Here is a 22808-nt window from a genome sequence, read left to right on the forward strand (position 1 = left end):
TTCATCATTTAGTCTACTTTATAAAAAACTTGTTCTGAACTAGTTGGAGCTGCTTGACCAGCAATAAGCCTATTTTTAGTTAAATCAGTATCTAACCCATCCATAATAAGTCCAGCAGGATAAATACTCATTCCATAGCCTGAGATACCATCTCTAATGCTGAATTCAATCGTTCCATGGCTACCCATTCTCTTTTTTTCAATGTTTCCACTGTTTACTAGTCCATTTTTATCGAATGTAAACTCTTGCCCAAGTCCATTTCTCCATGTTCCAACTAGAGTCGAGAAATCTCCATTTAGAATGGCTTGCTCATCTATTTTTTGTGATTTAGCATTCGTTTGCTCTTCTTGTGTCGAGAGTTTTTCCTCAGTAGTCGTAACACTATCTTGGGTAGTCGTTAAACTAGTGGTTGTTGTACTAGTCGCTGTCGTACTAGTAGTAGAAACCTGTTCCGTTGTGGGAGCATTTACTGCTTCTGCATCTTGCTTCTTATGATTAAAGAAGAACATAAAACTTATCAGTACTATAGCAATTAAGCAACTTAACAGAATCAAAAGCCAATTTATGCCTTTTCCTATTTTCATTTATAACTCCTTTATACTATTCTCATTTAATTATATCATACTACACTCATACAAGTAACAAAATATTGGACTTAAATATATTATTTGGGTGAATTTTGTACTTTTGAAACAAAAAGACATCCAAAAGAAAATTCTTGAACGTCTGTAAATGTTGATAGTATCGTATTGATTAACGTTTTGAGGCAACTGACTTTGTCAGGTTGCAGCCACATTTGTAAGCGACTAAAGTCGCAACAACTGTGTCAATTGCACCAATTTAGTAAGAAAGTATAAAAAAGAACACCCCGAAAGGTGCTCTTTGTAAGTATCGTAATTCTTTCGAATTAACGTTTACTAAATTGTGATGCTTTACGAGCTTTCTTAAGACCTGGTTTGGAAAGTATGGATTTCAGTTGGACTAAAAACAGCGTAATATAACGGCTTTTCAGAACTATATCTACTAATTAATTTCATAAAATATGAATCATTATTTTTTAAATAGGGGAATAGTTTAGGTCTGTAAGAATTAACTTATACACTTACAAGGTTTATTCTGATCGACTTTATAACTGTCTACGAAAAAAAGACAGAAATGAGAGATTGAGTGTGGGGAAAAAACTATTAGGTGTAGTTTCAATACTTCTACTAATGCTTTTGCTTATATTTAATGCAAGTAAATAGTCAATTCGTCCGAGCATTTCCTTCTCCATCTCCGTAGCAGAAAGTTGAGTTTATTTAACAAACTGATAAAATAATAGAGAAACTAGTTATTTCGAGGCCAAATCATGAACCTATCAAACGTATTTCAAAAATTATCCCCAAATACTCCCATCTTACAAGCTACCTTTGGTCTGGAGCGCGAATCTCTACGAATCAATACTGAAGGCCGTGTCGCTCAAACGCCACACCCTGAAAAATTGGGTTCTCGCAGTTTCCATCCCTATATCCAGACAGATTATAGCGAACCTCAACTAGAGCTCATTACACCGGTAGCACAGTCGACCACGGAAGCTCGTCGCTTCCTCGGGGCCATCACCGATGTGGCTATTCGCTCAATGGATAAGTCAGAATATCTTTGGCCTTTATCCATGCCACCTGTGATTGTAGAAGAAGAGATTCAGATTGCCCAGTTGGAAAGTGACTACGAGTATCAATACCGAGTTGGTTTGGCAGAACGCTACGGCAAATTGCTCCAGTCCATATCTGGAATTCACTATAATTTTGAACTCGGCAAAGATCTGACCCAGCAGCTCTTTGAAGTCAGTGACTATGACGATTTACTGACCTTCAAGAATGCCCTCTATCTCAAGTTAGCTCAGAACTTCTTGTGTTATCGCTGGCTCTTGACCTACCTTTACGGAGCAAGCCCGCTAGCAGAAAAAGGGTTTTTGACAGATGAAATTGGTTGCGTGCGGTCGATTCGTAACTCCAACTACGGCTATGTCAATGCCCCCGATGTTCACATTTCCTTCTCTTCACTGGAGCAATACGTGACCGACATCGAAAACGCTGTTGGATCTGGGCAACTGTCCGCCGAAAAAGAATTTTACTCTGCTATCCGTTTACGCGGTGCTAAGACTAGCCGGGACTTTTTGACTAAGGGCATCTCCTATCTAGAGTTCCGCAACTTTGACCTCAACCCCTTTGAGCCACTGGCAATCAGCCAAGAAACACTAGACACCACCCACCTCTTTGCACTCGCACTCTTGTGGCTAGACGACATGGAGCAAGTCGACGAAGAATTGGCAGTAGCTGCTACTCTCAACAACCAAATCGCTCTCAGCCATCCCCACACACCACTTCCTAAAGAGGCTGACCCTAAACCTATCGTGACAGCCATGAAGGACATCGTCGCTCACTTTGGACTGGATGACTATTATAGCCAGCTTATCACTAAGGTGGAGGCCTCTCTTCTTGATCCACGTTTGACCCTTTCTGGAAAAATAGCAGAGCAGGTTGAAGAAGGGTCCCTTGAAAAATTTGGCCAACAACAAGGACAAGCCTTTCATGACTACGCTTGGACAGCACCTTATGCCCTCAAAGGCTATGAAAACATGGAACTCTCCACCCAAATGATTCTCTTTGACGCCATTCAGCTGGGCTTGAACGTAGAAATTTTAGATGAGGAAGACCAATTTCTCAAACTCTGGCATGGTGACCATGTGGAGTACATTAAAAATGGCAACATGACATCCAAAGATAACTACGTAATTCCACTGGCCATGGCTAATAAGGTTGTGACCAAAAAGATTTTGGACAAGGCTGGTTTTCCAGTACCTGCGGGAGCAGAATTTGCTAACAAGGACGATGCCTTGCGGTACTACGGACAAATAGCCAACTCTGCTATTGTTGTCAAACCCAAATCCACCAACTTCGGTCTGGGCATTTCCATCTTCCAAGAGCCAACAAGCATTTCTGGCTATGAAAAAGCCCTAGACATCGCCTTTTCGGAAGATAGCCATGTGCTAGTCGAGGAGTTTGTGGCAGGGACCGAGTACCGTTTCTTTATCTTGGATGGAAAATGCGAGGCTGTCCTGCTCCGCGTCGCGGCCAATGTCGTAGGCGACGGAAGCTCAAGCATCCGAGAATTAGTCGAAAAGAAAAACCAAGACCCTCTGCGTGGTCGCGACCATCGCTCACCTCTTGAAATCATCAATCTGGGTGATATTGAATTACTCATGTTGGAACAGCAGGGTTACACACCTGATACAGTCTTGCCTAAAGGTAGCCAAACCTTTCTGCGTGGTAATTCTAATATCTCAACTGGAGGCGACTCCATTGACATGACTGACCAGATGGGCGAGAGTTACAAACAACTAGCTGCCGATATGGCGACTGCTATGGGGGCTTGGGCCTGTGGAGTCGATTTGATTATCCCAGACTACACCAAGCCTGCTAGTAAGGAGCTACCAAATTGCACCTGTATCGAACTCAACTTCAATCCTGCCATGTACCTGCACGCCTATACTTACGTAGGGCCAGGACAACGTATCACACCGAAAATTTTACGGAAGTTGTTTGGAGAGATATGAGAATAAGCTCAGAGATTTTCTGAGCTTACTTTTTTATATTTGATAAATGGTAAAATATAGTGCAACAAAAAACTCATAGAGCCCAATCTCGTGTAAACTGTAAGTAACCACACTAAACAGAACACGGGAGAAATCTATAAGCTACCATCATATTACCATAATTGAGCGAATTAAGATAGAGACTTACCTAGAATTAGGTCTCAAACCCTGCCAAATAGCTAGAAAATTAGGCGTTCACAAATCAACCTTCTCAAGAGAATTAAGTGTGGTAATGACACTTACTCTGCACAAGCAGCACAAACACACAATGAACAATTGGCGAAGCAGAAGGGAAGAAAATCGAGTTAGACTCCTGTGAATTGAAGTAGGAAATTAAAGAGCGATTACAATCTTCATGGTCTCCAGAACAAATTTGTAGTCGTTATCAACTTGAAAATAGGTCCATGGTGTCCTTCAAAATCCAATTTGTAAAATTAAGCTAGAAAAAAGCATCTCGTATTTTTGATACGAAATGCTTTTAATAAATGTAAATAAGTTTTAACGTTTACTAAATTGTGACGCTTTACGGGCCTTTTTCAAGCCTGGTTTCTTACGCTCAACTTTACGTGAGTCACGTGTAAGAAGTCCTGCGCGTTTCAATGAATCGCGGAAGTCTGGGTCTACTTGAAGAAGGGCACGAGCGATACCGTGACGGATAGCTCCTGCTTGACCAGCGTAACCACCACCTACAACGTTAACGAAAACGTCGTATGAACCTACAGTTGAAGTAACTGCGAATGGTTGGTTGATGACAAGACGAAGGTCAGCGTGTGGGATGTACTCTTCAACATCTTTTTTGTTAACAGTGATTTTACCAGTTCCTGGAACAAGGCGAACGCGTGCAACAGCGTTTTTACGACGTCCAGTACCTGCATATTGTGCTTGTGACATACTTTATTGTTCCTTTCCTTAGATAAGTCCTGAAATATCAAGAACTTCTGGTTGTTGTGCAGCGTGAGTGTGCTCAGCTCCAACGAATACTTTCAATTTCATACCTTGAGCGCGGCCAAGAGTATTGTGTGGAAGCATACCTTTAACTGATTTCTCGATCAAACGAACTGCGTTTTTAGAACGAAGTTCACCAGCAGAGATTTGTTTCAATCCACCTGGGTGGTTTGAGTGAGTGTAGTAGATCTTATCAGTTGCTTTTTTACCAGTCAATTTAACTTTTTCAGCATTGATAACGATTACGAAGTCACCTGTATCAGTGTGTGGTGTAAATGTTGGTTTGTTTTTTCCACGAAGTACGCTAGCAACAACTGCTGAAAGGCGTCCAAGAGGTACATCAGTTGCGTCAACAACGTACCATTTGCGTTCTACTTGGCCTGGTTTAGCCATGAATGTAGTTTTGTTCATGATTTCTCCTATATGAATATCGTTTTTGTTTACAGGGCGGATGTTCCGGTCCGCGGGGTATTTGAAAGGTTCCGGGGCCTTACAAATGGGGTAAACAATACCGCCTACTATTGTATCAAAATTCTCAGATAAAAGTCAAGCGGTTGGGAAAATATTTTTTATTTCTGCCAGATTTTCAATCTTCTTTCTGCCTTCTCCTGAGTGAGGACTTGAAAACCTTTAGAGAAGAGGAAAATAGCACAAGTCAAAAATAGAGTGACAATGATATAATTAACCACAAGACCATGGTCTCCCACCAATGGTGGTTTTGTCATAAAACCGTAATCTCCACCCGTCAATAAATTGACTATAAAAATCAAACCATTAAGTAAAGAGGTCAGTATAAGAATACCTTTGAAATCCAACAGACGAGCATCGTAGTTGTTTAAAAGATAAATCAAGGAATTTCCAAGAAGGGCTAGATGTCCGAAAATAAAGGACAAAATAACGATGTGTGGGAAAGAGTAAGCGTCTGGGATTGGATAAACAAAGGCTGCAATCGTCCCGAAGGTTCCAAGCAAAGCAAAATACTGTTTGGTTTTTGAAACACCTGGTAGTAGTAGAACTACAAACATGGCTAATCGGCAATGATAAAAAGGCAAGCTTTCTGACAGCGGGAACTGGTTGATCCAATACCAGCTGTAAAGCGCGATTAACTGTATTGCCTGTATTATCTGGAAAAATCGTTGACAAACCTTATTATCACGATAGCGGTAAGCAAGATAAATTGTCAAAGCCAATAAGGCAAATGTGCTTGCGTACCAAGCAAATCCAAATTGGGGTGGCTCCGTAGCCTGGGTGGTAAATAAAGCATCCCAAACATTCATATAATTTTCCTCATTTTCATATAAGCCATTCTCTTACTTATCTCTATAGATCATAGCTTACATTTATTTCTAATATTTTTGTGTTCCAAAGAAGCTAGTGGCCTTAAGATAAAACAAAGCTTCTAATCAACATATTGTTTCCGCTCACCCTGATAAACCTGCCATAGAATATCCATTTGTTCCTTAGTTATTCTTTTTTCAGATAAGGGAGGGAGAGCCGAAATGTCGAAAAATCCTAATTCAGCAACTTCTTGATTTTCTTGAAAGTCCCCATTCAATAGTCGACAATCAAATACAAACTTGGCATACTGCTTACTCTGCATTTGAAAGCGATTGGTATCAAAAATAGCCAATAAAGAGCCTACTTCTGCAAAAAAGCCTGTTTCTTCCTGAACTTCTTTTCGAATATTTTCCTTAGGGGAATAGCCTACTTCACCAAAGCCACCAGGTAATGCCCAAGTATCCTCTCCTTGTCCTCTAACCAAACAAATCTTCTGGTCTTGAATAATCCAAGCCCTTACATCCATCAAGGGAGTTGCATAGCTAGCTGTTGGTTTTAAGATCGCAGTCAATTCCTCTTGATTAAGATCCGTAGTCTCCTGCAATACGTTCGATAAAATCTGACGTAAATTCTCATAACGTTCACGGTCAAAAGTGTCCTTTGTATAGGTCAAACCAGTATCAGTGATGGCCAACATTCTCTGTATAGCCTTAGCAAAATCAGTTGCGCTCATTTTCTAAACTTTCTACTAGCTTAGCTAGATTCATAGAGTTCGAACCTTTAAGCAGAATCTGGTCTTTAGCTCCAAGACTCTCCTTAACTTGCTTGACCATGGCTTCAAACTGGTCTTCATCAGCTGTTTTCTTAAAGTAATAAACATGACCAATTGGGAACATTTGACTGGCTAATTGAGCCAAGTCAGCGATATCTTCACCATAGAAAATAACGGTATCAAGGACATCTGGTGAAAGACTCAAAATCATTTGATTATGGAGTTGAACAGACTGGTCTCCAAGTTCCTTCATATCCGCCAGAACTGCGACTTTCTTGCCACCTTCATTAGCGGGAATAGCAGAGAAAGTTTCTAAAATCAACTTCATGGCTGTTGGGTTGGCATTGTAGACATCTGATAAGATGTCTGCTCCATTGGCAGCTTTTTTCCACTCGGTACGATTGCGGGTCAATTCTAGATCCTGGAAGGCCTGACCAATCTGCTCCTCAGTCACTCCTTCTTGCAGGGCAACATAAGAAGCAATCATAGCATTGGTCGCATTGTACTTACCAGTTACTGGTAAATCAAGGGATTTTCCCAAAAAATTAGCCTTGAAGGTTAAGCTATCCTTACGCTCAATTAAGTCTGTAATTTCGAGTTCTGCACCCGGACCAAAACGAACTACTTTTTGGTCAGCAGGCAGATAATCCTCTACAATTGGATCAGATGGCGCCAAGAGCAAGCTACCTTTCTCCATACCATCAGCAATCTGTAATTTACCTTTGGCAATCTCAGAACGATCCTTGAAGAAGGCCAAATGAGCCTCTCCGACAAGAGTCACAATAGCTATCTTTGGACGAGCTAATTCAGACAAAAGATGAATATCTCCCAAGTGATCCTGTCCCATCTCCAAGACCAACTTTTCAGTACCATCCGGCATATGGAGAACTGTATAAGGTAATCCAATCTCGTTATTGTAATTTCCTTGAGTTTTATACGTTTTAAAAGTCGTAGCAAGTAAATGCGCCAGCATGTCCTTAGTCGTTGTCTTACCGTTCGAACCTGTAACAGCTAAGACATCTACACCTGTTTTTTGGAGATAGCTAGCTGCTAGAGCTTGAAAAGCTGTTAAGACATCATCTACTAGAATATAGGGACGTCCTTCTACTTCCTTCTCTGACAAGGTTACAGTAGCACCGTTTTCAAAAGCCGTTTCGATAAAGTCATGACCATCACGCGCTCCCTTGAGAGGAATAAACAAATCCCCCTCAGCAATCAATCGACTATCAAATTCTGCCTTAACTAGCGAACTATCCGGATAGACTGATACATCATTCTTAGCACCAACAATACGCGCAGCTTCGTGAATCGTAAGTTTCATATTTACTCCTTTAAAAAGGGGCAAGGAGTCCTTCCCCGCCCTTATGTCTGTCTTTACAATAGGTGCGCTTCACGCTTGTCAAAACTTTCCTTAGCAAGATCAACCAAACGTTCAATTAATTCTGGATAAGAAATTCCCATATTGTCCCAAAGCAAGGGATACATAGACCATTGAGTGAATCCTGGCATCGTATTTAGCTCATTTAGGAAAATCTCACCTTTATCTGTATAGAAGAAGTCACAACGAGACAATCCAAGTCCACCGATAGCACGGAAGGCAGTTTCGGCATTCTTGCGCATAACCGATACTACATCATCGCTAATCTTGGCTGGAATATCCATAGTAATCTTGTTATCGATATATTTGGCATCATAGTCATAGAAGGCTACGTCTTTGACAACTTCACCAGGTAGCGTGCTCTTAACATCATAGTTTCCTAAAAGCCCAACTTCGATTTCACGCGCATTGACGCCTTGCTCAACCAAGACACGGCTATCATATTTAAAGGCGAGTTCGAGAGCTTGATGGAGTTCCTCTTTATTTTCAGACTTAGAAATACCAACACTAGAACCCATATTAGATGGTTTGGTAAAGACTGGATACCTTAATTTTTCTTCAACTTCTGCGATTTTAGAAGCTAAGTCATCTCCTTCAACAATGGCTACGTAAGGGACTTGGGCAATCCCAGCAGATTCCAAGACACGTTTAGTCGTAATTTTGTCCATAGCAAGGCTTGAAGACAAGATGTTGCAACCGACATAAGGCATTTTCAAGACTTCTAGGAAACCTTGAACGGAACCGTCTTCTCCCATAGGTCCATGAAGAACTGGAAAAACAACTGCGCCTTCTTCGTAGATGGCACTTGGAGCAATTTTCTTGTCCCAATCAATCGTTTCATTGGTCATGAGACGTTCATCTTGGCCAGGAGTTTGGGTAAATTCTTGGGTTTTGATAAAATCACCAGACTGGCTGATAAAGAAAGTTTTGACTTCAAAACGGTCATAGTTAACCGCACGCATGACACTCTCAGCTGACAATACAGACACTTCACGCTCTGCGCTGCGTCCACCATATAATAGAATAATTGTTTGTTTCATATGATTGTCCTATTTCTACTAGAATACTCGCTTTTTAGTATATCACATTTGTCTATTTTTTTAAACTTGAACAACAAAAAAGAGACTGGATTAAAAATAAATCCAGTCTCTTGATTTTTTGAAATCTTATCTGCTAGCTAATTGCCTGTTCTATATCCTTACAGACTAAAGTTCTGTACGATTTTCAATAGCTCTTAGGAGCGTTACTTCATCTGCATATTCGATATCAGCTCCTACTGCTAGACCTCTTGCTAGACGAGTAACCTTAATCCCTGCAGGTTTGAGAAGCCGAGAGATATACATGGAGGTCGCCTCACCATCTGCTGTTGCATTGGTGGCCACGATGACCTCTGAAACTTCGCTATCCATGAGGCGGGTCATGAGACTTTTCAGATTGATATCATCAGGACTAATCCCATTCATAGGGGAAATCAAACCGTGTAAAACATGGTAAAGTCCGTGGTATTCCTGGATGTTTTCCATAGCAGCAACATCTCGGCTATCCTCCAGAACCAGAATCATAGACTGGTCACGGCTAGGATCGGTACAGATAGAGCACGGGTCTTCATCTGTTAATCGTCCACAAATAGAGCAATAGGTCAATTCTCGCTTGGCTGCAAGGAGATTTTTTGCAAATTCATTGACGTCGTCATCCGACATCCCAATAGTATAAAAGGCCAGTCGGGTCGCTGTCTTAATCCCGATACCTGGAAGTTTAGAATAACTATCAATCAGCTTAGCTATAGGTGTTGGGTAAAGCATGGCTTCCTTTCTAGTTCATTGGATGGTGTTGGTTGTAGAGATTGATAATGTCGCGAGCAATCGAAGGTCCGACACCATTAGTTAGATTCGTATTATGTGGGAAAACAACTGCGACTGCAATCTGCGGATTATCGGTTGGCGCATAGGCTACGGCGTTGGTATTGTTGGTTTCTTGGCCACCGTTCACGTAACTTTCGGCTGTACCGGTTTTCCCACTGATAGAGACTGCTGCCCCATTTGAAAAGGCGCGACCTGTCGTGAGAGCACTTGTCCCGTGCGATACTTGATAAAAGCCTTGTTGCAAGATAGACATGTCAGACTCAGAAATATTAATCTTGTTCATTTCTGTGCTGTCCGTTTGCTTAATGAGTTCTCCCAAACCACCTTGTTCATTGTTGTCGTAGACTCCTTCCACGATATGAGGAGCTAAGCGGACACCATTATTAGCAATCGTTGCTACATACTGAGCTAACTGCATCGGTGTGTAGTTATCAAACTGCCCAAAGGCATTATTTAGATAGTTGGCCAAATCGTAGTCTTTAGGAATAAAGCCTGTTGACTCATCCGGTAGGTCGATTCCTGTAGAAACTCCTAAACCATACTCACCGAAGGTTGAACGAAGTTTTCCCATGGCAGACTCAAGTTGGTTGGTTTTGACTGTCATATTTGGTTGATAGGTCTGACCCATCATTCCTAGCGCAGTTTGAACCATGTAGGCATTTGATGAATATTCTAGAGCCTCAACGGCTGTAACCGGGAAGGAAGCGTAATAAGGGGTATACCACGAATTGATAGGAGCAGAACCTTGGAAGACGATTGGTTGGTCTGTCAAGGTTTGGTTGCCTGACAAGACCCCATTTTCCCAACCAGAACTGATGGTTGCCGCCTTAACGACAGACCCTGGTACAAAAACATTGGTCACTGTTCCTAGTGAGTCTGGTGTCAAGTCTCCTTTTTCTAGATTGTGTTTAATTCCTGACATTGCCAATACAGCACCTGTCTTAGGATTAAGGGCTACTGCATAAACACCTTCTGAGTATTTAGCACCACCATTTGTAAGTTCAGAATTAAAATAACTCTTCAAAAGGCTGTCTACGCTATCTTGGAAGGACAAATCAATGGTTAATTTGATGTTTTTCCCCTTGCTACCTTCTTCGATATTTTCTACGCTCTCCATGTCTCCGTGCTTATCCAAATGGATTTCCTTGACGGTCCGTTTCCCTTGCAAGACCTCTTCGTATTGTTTTTCAAGATAGGAAGTCCCGACGCGATCATTGAGCGAATAACCTTTTTTCAAATAAGCGTCTACTTCTTCTGCTGGAAGACCTGATTTTTCACTAGAAACAGTTCCGACAATAGATGAAAGAGAAGTTTCTAAGACCTTTCGATCCCATGAGGTAGAGATAGAAATACCTGGCAATTCCTTTGAAGCAGAAGCAATTACAGCTACCTGTGTATCACTCAAAGGATCTGTTTGAATATTTCCTGTAGCAAAATTCCCAACTGAATTGAGCTGGCTAAAGAGATAGATGGCCTTCTTTTCATCCTCGGAATAGTCCATCTGATTAGCTGCAATACTATTAGCAGCGTTGTTATAGAGTTCAGATTCAGAAAGTTGATTGCCATCTGAATCATACCGTTTATCTTTTGGAAGAGCTTCAACTGTTTTCTTATAAGCTTCGGCATCCGCCAAGTAGTAGTCTGCCATTTGTCGGTCCGTCAACTCTGGAGAAGTGACTGTGACATAAGTCAACAATTTTTTAGAAATATCCTTCAAATCAGCCGCAGTCATCTTGTTACTTCGTGTGAATGAAACAACTTGTTTAACGGTGTTTTGGACTAAGGGTTTACCAGTCGCATCATAGATCTCTCCGCGAGCGGAACCCATGGTTACTCGAGTTTGGCTAGCAGAAGCTAGTTTATTTTCATAAAAATCCTTATGAAGAACTTGCATATAAAGCAAACGGCCAATAATTGTTAAAAAAAGCAAAATGACGATTGCAAATAACAAATTAAGCCGTATCGGTATCGAGTGGCTATTGAATTTTCTCATACACATCAATCTCATTTCTAATCAAAATCACACTCTTCATTGTACCATAATTTAGGTAGAAAATTATGGAAAAAGAAAAGACTTTCCCTTTTTGGTCCAAAAATTATTTTCTATGATATAATGGAGGTGAGCGCTATTTTATTTGTTAGATTTATCAAATAAATTCTGGCAAATAGCTATCAAAGGAGTCCCATGAATAAGCAAGATATTTCTACAATCATTGAGCTTCACTTTGAAGAAATGACCGATTTAGAGCAAGAAATTGCTCGCTATTTTCTGCAGGCAGATACCATAAACGATGACTTATCCTCTCAGCAAGTTACTCAAAAACTTCATATTTCCCAGGCAGCGCTCACTCGTTTTGCCAAGAAATGTGGTTTTAAGGGCTATCGAGAGTTCATCTTCAAATACCAACAACAAAAAGACACTCTTTCTACCCCTCAACAGGATATGAATCCTTTGACTCAGAGAGTCCTTAGAAGTTATGCAAACCTGCGAGAAATTTCTCAAGGATTGATTGACGATGAGCAACTGGAACGCGTGGCTCAGATGATTGACCAATCCGAACGCGTGTATTTTTTCGGAACTGGGAGTTCTGGTCTAGTCGCACGTGAGATGAAGCTACGTTTTATGAGATTGGGTGTCGTCTGTGAAGCCTTAACAGATCCAGACGGTTTTGCCTGGACGACTAGCATTATTGATGAAAAATGTTTGGTGTTTGGTTTTTCTCTCTCAGGAACAACACCATCTATCATCGATAGCCTATTAGATGCCCAGGATATGGGAGCTAAGACAGTTCTATTTACAAGTTCACCGAATAAGGATACTCAAGCATTTACAGAAACTGTTTTGGTTGCAAGCCAAAACCAAGCATCTTATATTCAACGAATTTCTGCTCAGATTCCAATGCTAATTATCATTGATTTACTCTACGCTTATTTCCTAGAGATCGATCGCGAAAGTAAAGAAAAAATCTTTAATAGCTATTGGGAGAATAATAGACTGAATGGTTATCGTAGAAATCACAGAAAGGGAAAATCCTAAATTGATTTTAACAATTTAGGATTTTTTATCATTCAAAATTTTTTGCATAAAATCTCGATAGACATTTATCTATACTCGCTAATTTTTCTAAAATAATTCAGCTTTCATCACTCGAATCGTCGCTTCTGAAGCGAATCCAAGAAGAGCATTGTCAGAAACGCTGGTCATTTTCACTTTGAAGTCAAAGATTGAATCAGCTTGCTCTGTAAAGTCAATCGTTGGAATCGTGATTGTTTTCTCAGTTTCACCATCTTGGAAGGTCAAGTCAGCTGTTGTGTCCTTGTACACTTTACCATGAACCCCTGTTCCTGGTTCTGTTACAACATGGACTGTTGCTGTTCCTTTGCTACCACCAACACGTTTAATGGTTACAGTAACCGGTTGACCTTTTTGAATTTCGTAGGTCGTTTCTTTCATCTCAAACATACCTTTACCAGCATTGTTGAGCGTGTAGATACCTTCCGTTGCAATAGCTTTACCAGTTTTGTTGACGAGTTTGATGGTATGTTCACCTGGAGCCAAGTCATCTGTTTCATAAACCATCTGGCTACGTTTACGAGCTGCATTATTCGTTTGTACGTCTGCAACCTTTTGACCATCCACGTAAACGGACATTTCACCGTGGTTTGGATCAACTGTAGACACTACATATGCTTTTGTTCCAATGAAACGGTAGGTTACACTAGCATCTTTTTGGTTAGTCCACATAGATGTTCCGCGGACGCCTTCAGATTCATCATACCAAGTTGTATTCTCTTTATCAGCAGTTGTATTTGAATGGTAATCTAGTCCTAGAGGGTAACCATCTGTCTTCTCGATACTGCTTGGTGTCTTATAAACAGAGAAGTTTGTCAAAATTGGAGTCGCTTGTGCACCAGTAATGGTTACACGAATCTTTTGTGCCTCTACTGGTTGACCTTGGATAAGACGACGATAACCAACAGTTGACCCTTCACCATATGGAACCCAACGACCATTGAGTTCAACTTCAACCTTGAAGCCAGAGATACGTTGACCCTTGGCGATATCTTCTTTGAGTTCGACTACGTCAAAACGTCTCTTTTGTCCAAGATCGACAGTAAATTCACCTGTCTTAGCATCATTTGCTAGCGCCCAGCTGGTATCATCCTTACCATCTGTTAGGTGGCTTGCTTGATACAAGTGATTCTTACGAGTAGAGTTTGCAGTAACAGTTGCGCCCTTAGCGAAGTCAGTCGCATACATTTGGTCCAAGGTTGCTCGGAATTCTTGCAAACGAGCCACATCTGCATCTGCGAATTTACCTTCTTTGTTTGGTGGAATATTGAGAAGCAGTGGCGTTCCACGACCAACAGATTTGAAGTAAATATCCATCAAATCTTTGATTGATTTTGGTTGTTGATTGTCATGGTAGAACCAACCTGAACGGATAGAAACGTCTGCTTCACCAACTGAATACATATCTCCTTCTGGATCTCCATGGTTGAGATATTCATTCTTCACATCGTCAGTGATTTTAGCTTTCTTGACCTTATGCCAAACTGGATCTCCAGCAATACCACGTTCATTACCAATCCAACGTACACTTGTTGGTTGAGCAGAGAAAATAGCGATATCTCCTTCAGCTTTCTTGATGTACTCGAACCACTTATCAAAGGTGTAGGTTACTTTTTGAGCCCCGCTACCACGCGCACCATCCATCCATACCTCGATGAACTTACCGTTATTTCCGTATTTAGGATTGCCAAGGATTTCCTTGAGTTGGTTGAGGTAGTATTCGTTGTACTCTTTTTCAGTATTCACGTGATAGTTTGGATTGTTTGCATCCCAAGGTGATAGGTACACACCTATATTCATGTCATACTTAGTTGCTGATTTTGAGATTTCTTCGAGAAGGTCACCTTTACCATTTTTCCATGGACTAGCAGCTACGGTATGTTTTGTATATTGAGAAGGATAGATGACAAATCCGTCATGGTGTTTGACAACCATGATAGTTCGTTTGAATCCGGCATCCTTCAATGTTTTAATCCACTGATCTGTATCAAGGTTAGTTGGATTGAAGTTTTGAGGATTTTCTTGACCATCCCCCCACTCAGAGTTGGTATATGTATTCATACCATAGTGGATGAAGGCAGCCAATTCTTCTTTATGGTAGTCCAATTGGGCCTTACTTGGCAGTGGACCGTAAGCTGCGATCTCTGTTTCTTGATCCTCAGGGGAGCTTACTTTATTTTTATATTTTTCTTGTTGATTATAGGTCAATGATTGCTTTCCTTTAGTTCATATCTGTTAGTGTTACTAGCATATATTTGAATTAACTTAAATATACTATATCGAAGTCAAAAATGCAAGATACCTTGCCAGCAGTAAGCAAGTTAGTATTTGCCTTTATTTAAAAATCCTAAATTGGCAAGGCCAATTTAGGATTGTTTTGTTTTGAAATGATAATAAGCACCGAGCATGCCAGCAGTATTCTGATGGTGGGCAAATTCAAGTCGAGTCTTGTCTGCTAAGCTTGGAACAAGCGAATCTTTCAAAGCCTTACGGATTTTTGGTTTCAAAATTGCTTCTTGCCCCATGATCCCACCACCAAGGATGACAACTTCTGGATTGGCAACATAACAAATATTTGCGAGACCCTTACCAAGGTAATCCACCATACGGTCAATCCCCTCCATACAGAGTTTATTGCCTTCGGTAGCTTCTTTGAAAATTCTGCGACCGTTCCACTGTTCCACTTCATCTCCATGTGCATCAGCCACATACTTAACAAGAGCTGTCGTAGACGCTAAGTCCTGGAAGGCTCCATCCTGCATGTGCAGATAACCAACTTCACAGGCAGAATTACTAAAGCCATGGAAAACTTGCCCATCAATGATTAAGCAACCACCGATACCAGTCCCAATCGTCAAGCAAAGGGTAATACTTGCACCCTTTCCTGAACCAGAGACAGCTTCAGCAAGCCCTGCACAGTTAACATCATTTTCAATTTCACAAGGAATGTTAAAGCTTTCTTCAATTTCCTTTTTAAATTGGGTTCCGGCATAATTTGGAATCTGTGGACCAGCGTAGAAAATCTCACCCTTATCAGGATCAACCATTCCCGCAGAGGAAATGGCTACACCTGACACTGGTCCTTTTTCTAGATAGCTAGCTACGATATCTTTTGTTTTCTGTAAGATGTGTGGACCACCCTTGTGAGCCTCAGTTGCTACTTCGTTAGTCTCTACAAGTTGTCCCTCTTGGTTAATTAAACCGTATTTGATATTCGTTCCACCAATATCAATTGCAACGTAATTAGTCATAAAGCCTCCTATTGATTAGAGGAAACGCTCCTTAGTTTCACGAATCAATTGAGCAGCTGCTTCTACAACTGGACGATCTTCTTCGGTCACTGGTGTAAGTGGAGAACGAACTGATCCGATGTTAAGTCCTTCATTAATTTTCAAGACTTCTTTAATCACACAGTACATATTCCCATGAGCTGCAGTCAATTTACCGATGATAGCGTTAATAGCGTATTGCAATTCACGCGCTGTTTCTAGGTCCTTATCCGCAATCAATTGGTTGAGTTTCAAGAAGAGTTCTGGCATAGCACCATAAGTACCACCGATACCAGCTTTTGCTCCCATGAGACGTCCGCCTAGGAATTGTTCGTCTGGACCGTTAAAGACGATATGGTCATCGCCACCAAGGCTAACGAATGTTTGGATATCTTGAACTGGCATTGAAGAATTTTTAACACCAATGACACGTGGGTTTTTCAACATTTCTGTGTAAAGACTTGGAGTCAAAGCAACACCTGCCAATTGAGGAATGTTGTAGATAACATAGTCTGTGTTTGGTGCAGCAGCACTGATATCGTTCCAGTATTTAGCAACTGAGTACTCAGGCAAACGGAAGTAAATTGGTGGGATTGTTGCGATAGCATCTACTCCCAAACTTTCTGCATGACGAGCCAGTTCAATACTATCTTTGGTATTGTTACAAGCTACGTGAGCAATGATGGTCAATTTACCTTTGGCAACTGCCATAACTTCTTCTAAGATCAATTTACGGTCTTCTACACTTTGGTAGATACACTCACCTGAAGAACCATTAACGTAAAGTCCTTGAACACCTTTATCAATAAAGTATTGAACCAAAGCACGTGTACGTTCTGGGCTAACTTCACCCGCATCATCATAACATGCGTAGAAGGCAGGAATGACACCTTCATATTTTTTTAAATCTGACATAGATTTCTCCTAAGGTTTCTTTTTTCTGCTTTGAGCAGATTAATTTTCACTGTATTAGTATACACTTTGTAAAAATGGCTTTCAATATCTCCCGGCCACTTAGATTTTAATTTCTTCTTAGTGTTTGAAAATTTTTTCAATTGAAAGTAGTTTCATACCTATTTCATTCAGCTTGATACTTTGCGAACAATTTTTCCATTAATCCAGCCTGCCAAAAAGCGAGAAGACCAAAAGCAAATAGTAAAAATGCCGAACCACCAAGTAGAAGAGTAAATGCTGATAGATATAGAACCATAGCAATTAAGAAGAGGATTGCAAGCATGAGGAAGAACCAAGGAAAGTTAAAGCTTACTAAAAGCAAACCTTTCTGAAGAACCTCTTTCCATGCTAATTCATAACGAGCTGCGATAGGATAACTTGCTAGCATCACTAATGTCAGGAAGATTAAAATCCCTAGACAGATCACTTTCAGCAACTGAAATACAAGACCTTCTTGTCCCCAAAACAGATATAGATCAAGAACACTAATCAGAACAATTCCCAACTCCAATAAACCCAATTGCAGACCTAATTTCAAATTTTGTTTAAAGGCTCTAATATAGGTTTTAAATACTGGAACTCGTCTACTTTTCTTAATTTCAAAAATTGTTTGGTAAAGACTAATCTTGGCTATCCCAATAGTCACAATTGGCAAACAAGACACAACAAAGAGTAGATTAACTGTCACAATATCTAAGACTTTCTCACTAAAACGCATGAGAAAATTATCAGTATCAAATGCTGCTTTAATTAGGCCTGACCCTTTTTGTGCCATTGCTTGCTCCTCCTAACTTACTAATCAATTAAAATTTTAAACAAATACTTGCGAACCTTATCCTCCATGCCTGCATAACTGTTCGGCTGATGAGGCTCCCCTGGGAAGAAGACTGCAAAATTGTGATAACCCAACAATAGTGGGTATTGTTCGTGACAGTGAACAAAGCCAATGTCACTAGCTTCATCAAATGCTACTGCCTCGTCCTTAACACGAGAACCGAAACTTGAGTATTCATGCCCTTCAACCAACAAATGCAAGTCTGCATAGTTTTTATGGTATTCAAAGCTATCATTTTCTTCTTGATTGAGAACATTTTCTTGAACTACTAGAAAGACCTTGTCTCCGTCAATATCGTACTTTCCAAATTCGAAAGTATCTTTGCGGTGTTCATAAAGATAATCAATAGCCTTATCTAAATTCGGATGAAGTCCTTTGTAAAAGGTTATATTTTTTAAATCATCAAAAATCATATTCTACTCTTTTCTCTATGATACTATTTCTAATTGTAGAATGTATCAAAATAATCAAATACTCTCGATTAACCCTTAACCGCTCCCATAGTAATACCTTGAGTAAATGATTTTTGGAATACTAAGAAGACTGTTACGATTGGCACAGCTGCAAGGGCAGCACCTGCCATGATTAATCCATAGTTGGTTGCCATTTCAGCCTGCATGGTTGCAACCCCTAGTGAGATCGTCAAGTTGTTACGAGAAGTCAACATTACCAACTGCATAAAGTAGTCATTCCATGTATTGATGAAGGTGAAGATTGCAAGAGCTGCAAATCCAGGTTTCACGATTGGGAAGGCTACGCTCCAGAATGTACGAATCTCACCGCAACCATCGATTTTAGCAGATTCAAGCAATTCTGTTGGAATATTTTCACTAAACTGTTTCATAAGGAAGACCCCGAACGGCCATCCGATAAGTGGCAAAATAACTGCCCAAAGAGTATCATGGATACCCATAAAGTTAACAATACGTACCAATGGCACAAGGACAACTTGTTTTGGAAGAGCCATGGCAGCGATAAAGATAGCAAAGAGGATGCGTTGACCATAGAAACGTTTCTTAGCCAATACATAACCAGCTAGGGATGAAGTGGCACAAACCAAGAACATTGTTACCAATGAAATGAATACTGAGTTCCACATCCATTGGATTGCAGGGTTTTGTACCATAAGTTGTTCAAAGTTCTCCATTGTTGGAGCTTTAGGGAACCATTGTGGTGGAATCATAATGGTATCCGGTTGTGATTTGAATGCACCTGTCAAGATCCAGTAGAATGGAAAGATAAACAGTACAGTCAATAAGAGCAAGAAGATGGTTGAAATAACAGTGAAGGCTGTTAAAGGTTTCTTTTGTGTAGATTGCATAGCTGTCTCCTTTCTATTAGTATTCTACGTCGTTTCCAAGTACTTTAAATTGAACAAAGCTGACGATGGCAATCATAACTGCCAAGAAGACACCGATAGTGTTGGCATAGCCATACTCTGTCAATTGGAAAGCTTTTTCATACAGGTAGTACATAAGTGTACTTGTTGAGTAGTTTGGACCACCAGAAGTCAAAAGCTGAATCAATGCGAAACACTGGAATGAGTTGATTGTTGTAATGATTGCGATATAAAGAGTTGTTGGAAGGAGGCTTGGCCATTTGATCTTCCAGAAAACTTGTAATTCAGTTGCTCCATCGACACGCGCTGCTTCAACAAGAGAGTTATCAATGTTTCCCATTGCTGCGATGTAAAGAATGATTGGTTGACCAACTGATGTTGTCAAAAGAATAATCATAATCGCCATCAAAGCCCAGTTTTTATCTCCTAACCAAGAAATGTTTTGGCTAATGATATGGCTTGACTTAAGCACGAAGTTCAAAATACCTGATAGAGGATCGTAGATCCATTTCCATACTACTGTTACGGCAACACTACCTGTTACAACAGGAAGGAAGAATACGAAACGATAGAAGGATCTAGCAACTGCATTTTGTTGGTAAGTTTGTGATGCCACAAATAGTGAGAAGAGTACAACGACTGGTACAGATCCGATAACTAAGATTACGGTATTAATCAAAGATTTTGTAAAGACAGGGTCTTTAAACATGCGGATGTAGTTGTCCAATCCCACAAACTCAAAGCTAGTCATCGAGTAGTTAAAGAAACTAGTGATGAATCCCATGATCATTGGAGCTAGGACAAAGACGGTAAAGAAGATTAATACTGGTGCTAAGAAAGCATAAGAAACAATTGTTTCTCTCATGCGAATTTTATTGACTTTCACAGTCGGCACCTCACTTTCAAATAGTTTTTGTTTTTTTAATTGTTATCTGACATTGATGTAAAATCAAAATGAAATTTTTTCCAAGAAAAGCCTATGTAAGAACTTCATTTTAATTTTGACCTGTCAGTTCCTTACATTTTTTTAAACAAAACTCCCCCTTTTCGTACACAGATGTGCACAGGGAAAAGGGGGGATTTTACTTTTTATTTAGGGCTTATTATTTAGCTGCTTTTTTGATTGTTTCATTCGCTTTTTCAGTGAATGTCTTCAAAGCTGCAGCAGGTTGTTCGTCACCGTTAGACACTGATTGCAACATTGGGAACCATAGAGTTCTCATTTCAGCAAATCCGTCGATTGTGTTGTAGTATGGAGAGTAGTATTGAGTCCAACCACTGATTGTTTCCATACGTTTGTCGTCGTAAAGTTTTCCAAATGAAGTACGAACTGGGAAGGCACCTGTACGAACTACGTCTTTAGGACCCCACTCTTTATCATCTGCGATGAATTGGATGAATTTCTTAGCAGCAGCAACTTTCTTTTCATCTTTGTTGTTAAATACTGCAAATCCGTTTACAAGGTACTCAAGAGCTGGTTTGCCTGAATCAGATGGGAATGGTACTTCTACCACTTCAACTTTACTTGCTTCCAAGAGTTTAGCTTGGATACCGTTTTGAGCTGGTGCCCAAAGGATTGTGTATGATGTTTGACCGTTTGCAAAGTTTTGGATGTCTGCTCCACCGTCAAATTGTGAACCGTTGTTCAACAAACCATCTTTAATCCAGCTAGTTGCTTTTTCAAGACCTTTGACGAATTTAGGATCGTCAGTTGTGTATTTAGTAACTTCTTTGTCTGTTACAGAACCGCCGTATAGGTTAGCGATGAAGGCACGTGTTCCTTGGTCTCCCCCTTGACCAGAACTGAACAATGAACCTGGAGTGTATCCTTTATCTTTAAGTGCTTTCAAGACTTTTTCAAAATCATCTGTTGTCCAACCTTCTTTAACAAGGTTAGCTACACCAGCATCTTCCAACATTTTCTTGTTCATAGCCATGTAGAATGGTGCAGAACTGATTGGATACATGTAAGCTTTATCACCAGCTTTACTTGCTTGAATGATGTTTTCATTGTTAACATCTTTAACAAATTCATCTGTAAAGAGGTCATTCAACTCAGCCAATTTACCATTTTTACCGTAATTAATGATACGACCTGGTGCATCGAAAAGTACATCTGGAGCAGTTCCAGCTTCAATAGCTGTCGTGATTTTTTCTGGACCAGATTTGAAGTCGATTGTTTCTAGTTTAACTTTGATATCTGGGTTTGCTTTTTCGAAAGCTTCGATGATAGATTTTTCATAAGTTCCTACACCGTCACCAGATTTTTCTTGAGTGAAGACTGGGAAAGCCCACCAAGTGATTTCAGTTTTTCCTGCATCACTTGCAGCGTCTTTTTTAGCGTCTGATTTGCCACAAGCAGCAAGAGATAGAACAGCAGCACCCGCAAGTACTGTACAAGCTAGTTTTCTAAATTTCATTAGTATTCTCCTAAATGATGATAAGCGTATCCGAAACGGATAATGAGTATTGACAACTTTGTATACGTTTACATTTTGTTTTACTAATCAACCACTCTCCTCGTGTTTTAATTGTCTTATTTGAGACCTGCAACAAATCGTTCCGTGATCTCTTTTGGTCTAGTAATAGCGCCACCAACTACAATGCCTCGTACTCCGTAACCTAGGATTTGCTTAGCCTGTTCTGGTGTATGAATTTTTCCCTCTGCGATGACGTCTACACCTGCATCGCATAGTTTCTTGATGAGTTCAAAATCTGGACCATCCACTTTTGGACTATAAGATGTGTAGCCTGACAAGGTTGTTCCGACAAAGTCGATTCCCGCCTCAACTGCTGTTAATCCTTCTTCAAAGGTACTTGTGTCAGCCATCAAGAGTTGGTTTGGATATTTTTCTTTGATTTGACGGATAAATTCTTGAATCTCTAGGCCATCATGGCGTTCTCTCTTGGTACAATCTAGAGCGATTACCTCAATATCTAGAGCTGCTAGTTCATCAACTTCTTTCATAGTAGCTGTGATGAATGGTTCCTGTGGTGGATAATCACGTTTGATAATTCCGATAATCGGAAGATTTGTGACCTCTTTGATTTCCTTAATATCCCGAACACTATTTGCTCGGATACCGACTGCTCCACCTTGCTCAGCCGCTTTGACTAGCAAGGGCATTACACCTCCCGCTTCTGTATAAAGCGGTTCGTGAGGAAGTGCCTGACAAGAAACGATGATTCCATCTTTAATCTGCTCAATCAAGGCTTCTTTACTGATCTGTGGCATCCACTTTCCTCCTTTTCTTTTTTCTTATGAGCCTATTATATATCATTTTTGAAGCGCTTTCAATAACTTGTACTAGAATAGATTGAAGTTTCAAAACAATTTTATGAAACAGAATCTCCTGAAAGTAGTTTCAGAGAGAAAAACCCGAGTTTGAATCGCCTTCCATCCGCTTATTTCCACTAGAATCTTCGCTTTCTACAAATAAAGAGCCTGTAACGAATGAACGTTACAGAC

The 22808-nt window shown here is 40.3% G+C and carries 19 protein-coding genes and 2 pseudogenes; 3 read left to right on the top strand and 18 right to left on the bottom strand.

Features of this window, described 5'->3' with window-relative positions; all coding sequences use genetic code 11:
• Nucleotides 1-8: 8 nt before the first annotated feature.
• Nucleotides 9-584 (bottom strand): DUF6287 domain-containing protein, encoded by a 576-nt coding sequence (locus tag QM859_RS06435; protein ID WP_414262501.1) that lies wholly within the window; start codon nucleotides 582-584, stop codon nucleotides 9-11.
• A 764-nt stretch (nucleotides 585-1348) separates the two neighbouring features.
• On the opposite strand from QM859_RS06435, the gene gshAB reads away from it, so the two are divergent.
• Complete coding sequence (gene gshAB / locus QM859_RS06440; RefSeq protein ID WP_414262502.1) at nucleotides 1349-3595, top strand: bifunctional glutamate--cysteine ligase GshA/glutathione synthetase GshB; 2247 nt, start codon at nucleotides 1349-1351, stop codon at nucleotides 3593-3595.
• Between the two features lie 136 nt (nucleotides 3596-3731).
• Nucleotides 3732-4053, top strand: a pseudogene (locus QM859_RS06445) (transposase); the annotation flags it as partial.
• Between the two features lie 79 nt (nucleotides 4054-4132).
• Here QM859_RS06445 and rpsI read toward each other — a convergent pair.
• The 8 genes from rpsI to pbp2b all read right to left on the bottom strand — a co-directional run bounded on the left by rpsI (nucleotide 4133) and on the right by pbp2b (nucleotide 11862).
• The gene (rpsI, locus tag QM859_RS06450) at nucleotides 4133-4525 is read right to left on the bottom strand and encodes a 30S ribosomal protein S9 (protein WP_000075969.1); all 393 of its coding nucleotides are present in this window, start codon (nucleotides 4523-4525) and stop codon (nucleotides 4133-4135) included.
• A gap of 18 nt (nucleotides 4526-4543) precedes the next feature.
• Nucleotides 4544-4990: a 50S ribosomal protein L13 gene (rplM, locus tag QM859_RS06455; protein WP_001044624.1), complete on the bottom strand. Its 447-nt coding sequence runs from the start codon at nucleotides 4988-4990 to the stop codon at nucleotides 4544-4546.
• 158 nt (nucleotides 4991-5148) lie between these two features.
• On the bottom strand, nucleotides 5149-5856 hold the full coding sequence (locus QM859_RS06460; RefSeq protein WP_414262503.1) for a YwaF family protein: 708 nt from the start codon (nucleotides 5854-5856) through the stop codon (nucleotides 5149-5151).
• 122 nt (nucleotides 5857-5978) lie between these two features.
• Complete coding sequence (locus QM859_RS06465; protein ID WP_414262504.1) at nucleotides 5979-6590, bottom strand: NUDIX hydrolase; 612 nt, start codon at nucleotides 6588-6590, stop codon at nucleotides 5979-5981.
• Entirely contained in the window at nucleotides 6577-7950 is a 1374-nt protein-coding gene (locus QM859_RS06470) for a UDP-N-acetylmuramoyl-tripeptide--D-alanyl-D-alanine ligase (protein ID WP_414262505.1), read from the bottom strand. The genes QM859_RS06465 and QM859_RS06470 overlap by 14 nt, the downstream gene beginning before the upstream one ends.
• A 53-nt stretch (nucleotides 7951-8003) precedes the next feature.
• On the bottom strand, nucleotides 8004-9047 hold the full coding sequence (locus tag QM859_RS06475; protein WP_414262506.1) for a D-alanine--D-alanine ligase: 1044 nt from the start codon (nucleotides 9045-9047) through the stop codon (nucleotides 8004-8006).
• 165 nt (nucleotides 9048-9212) lie between these two features.
• Nucleotides 9213-9809: a recombination mediator RecR gene (gene recR, locus QM859_RS06480; RefSeq protein ID WP_414262507.1), complete on the bottom strand. Its 597-nt coding sequence runs from the start codon at nucleotides 9807-9809 to the stop codon at nucleotides 9213-9215.
• A 10-nt stretch (nucleotides 9810-9819) separates the two neighbouring features.
• The gene (pbp2b, locus tag QM859_RS06485; RefSeq protein ID WP_414262508.1) at nucleotides 9820-11862 is read right to left on the bottom strand and encodes a penicillin-binding protein PBP2B; all 2043 of its coding nucleotides are present in this window, start codon (nucleotides 11860-11862) and stop codon (nucleotides 9820-9822) included.
• A 192-nt stretch (nucleotides 11863-12054) separates the two neighbouring features.
• On the opposite strand from pbp2b, the gene QM859_RS06490 reads away from it, so the two are divergent.
• A complete protein-coding gene (locus QM859_RS06490) occupies nucleotides 12055-12906 on the top strand; it encodes a MurR/RpiR family transcriptional regulator (protein ID WP_414262509.1) in 852 nt (283 codons plus the stop codon).
• Nucleotides 12907-12993: 87 nt separating this feature from the next.
• On the opposite strand, the pseudogene QM859_RS06495 reads toward QM859_RS06490, so the two are convergent.
• From QM859_RS06495 to QM859_RS06535, 9 genes and pseudogenes are all read right to left on the bottom strand, one after another.
• Nucleotides 12994-15114, bottom strand: a pseudogene (locus QM859_RS06495) (alpha-L-fucosidase); the annotation flags it as partial.
• A gap of 194 nt (nucleotides 15115-15308) precedes the next feature.
• Nucleotides 15309-16193, bottom strand: coding sequence for an ROK family protein (locus QM859_RS06500; RefSeq protein ID WP_414262510.1), 885 nt, complete (start codon nucleotides 16191-16193; stop codon nucleotides 15309-15311).
• A gap of 15 nt (nucleotides 16194-16208) precedes the next feature.
• Nucleotides 16209-17126 (bottom strand): dihydrodipicolinate synthase family protein, encoded by a 918-nt coding sequence (locus tag QM859_RS06505; RefSeq protein WP_006149428.1) that lies wholly within the window; start codon nucleotides 17124-17126, stop codon nucleotides 16209-16211.
• Between the two features lie 163 nt (nucleotides 17127-17289).
• The gene (locus QM859_RS06510) at nucleotides 17290-17940 is read right to left on the bottom strand and encodes a YesL family protein (protein ID WP_414262511.1); all 651 of its coding nucleotides are present in this window, start codon (nucleotides 17938-17940) and stop codon (nucleotides 17290-17292) included.
• A gap of 20 nt (nucleotides 17941-17960) precedes the next feature.
• A complete protein-coding gene (locus tag QM859_RS06515; RefSeq protein ID WP_414262512.1) occupies nucleotides 17961-18413 on the bottom strand; it encodes a NanQ anomerase/TabA/YiaL family protein in 453 nt (150 codons plus the stop codon).
• A gap of 68 nt (nucleotides 18414-18481) precedes the next feature.
• The gene (locus tag QM859_RS06520; RefSeq protein ID WP_414262513.1) at nucleotides 18482-19321 is read right to left on the bottom strand and encodes a carbohydrate ABC transporter permease; all 840 of its coding nucleotides are present in this window, start codon (nucleotides 19319-19321) and stop codon (nucleotides 18482-18484) included.
• 16 nt (nucleotides 19322-19337) lie between these two features.
• Nucleotides 19338-20204, bottom strand: coding sequence for a carbohydrate ABC transporter permease (locus QM859_RS06525; RefSeq protein WP_053092415.1), 867 nt, complete (start codon nucleotides 20202-20204; stop codon nucleotides 19338-19340).
• Nucleotides 20205-20442: 238 nt separating this feature from the next.
• Complete coding sequence (locus QM859_RS06530; protein ID WP_049494260.1) at nucleotides 20443-21759, bottom strand: ABC transporter substrate-binding protein; 1317 nt, start codon at nucleotides 21757-21759, stop codon at nucleotides 20443-20445.
• Nucleotides 21760-21875: 116 nt separating this feature from the next.
• The gene (locus QM859_RS06535) at nucleotides 21876-22574 is read right to left on the bottom strand and encodes an N-acetylmannosamine-6-phosphate 2-epimerase (RefSeq protein WP_006152943.1); all 699 of its coding nucleotides are present in this window, start codon (nucleotides 22572-22574) and stop codon (nucleotides 21876-21878) included.
• Between the last annotated feature and the right edge of the window lie 234 nt (nucleotides 22575-22808).

Origin of the sequence: Streptococcus infantis (assembly GCF_047463175.1) — a bacterium.
Taxonomy (GTDB): Bacteria; Bacillota; Bacilli; order Lactobacillales; family Streptococcaceae; genus Streptococcus; species Streptococcus infantis_AC.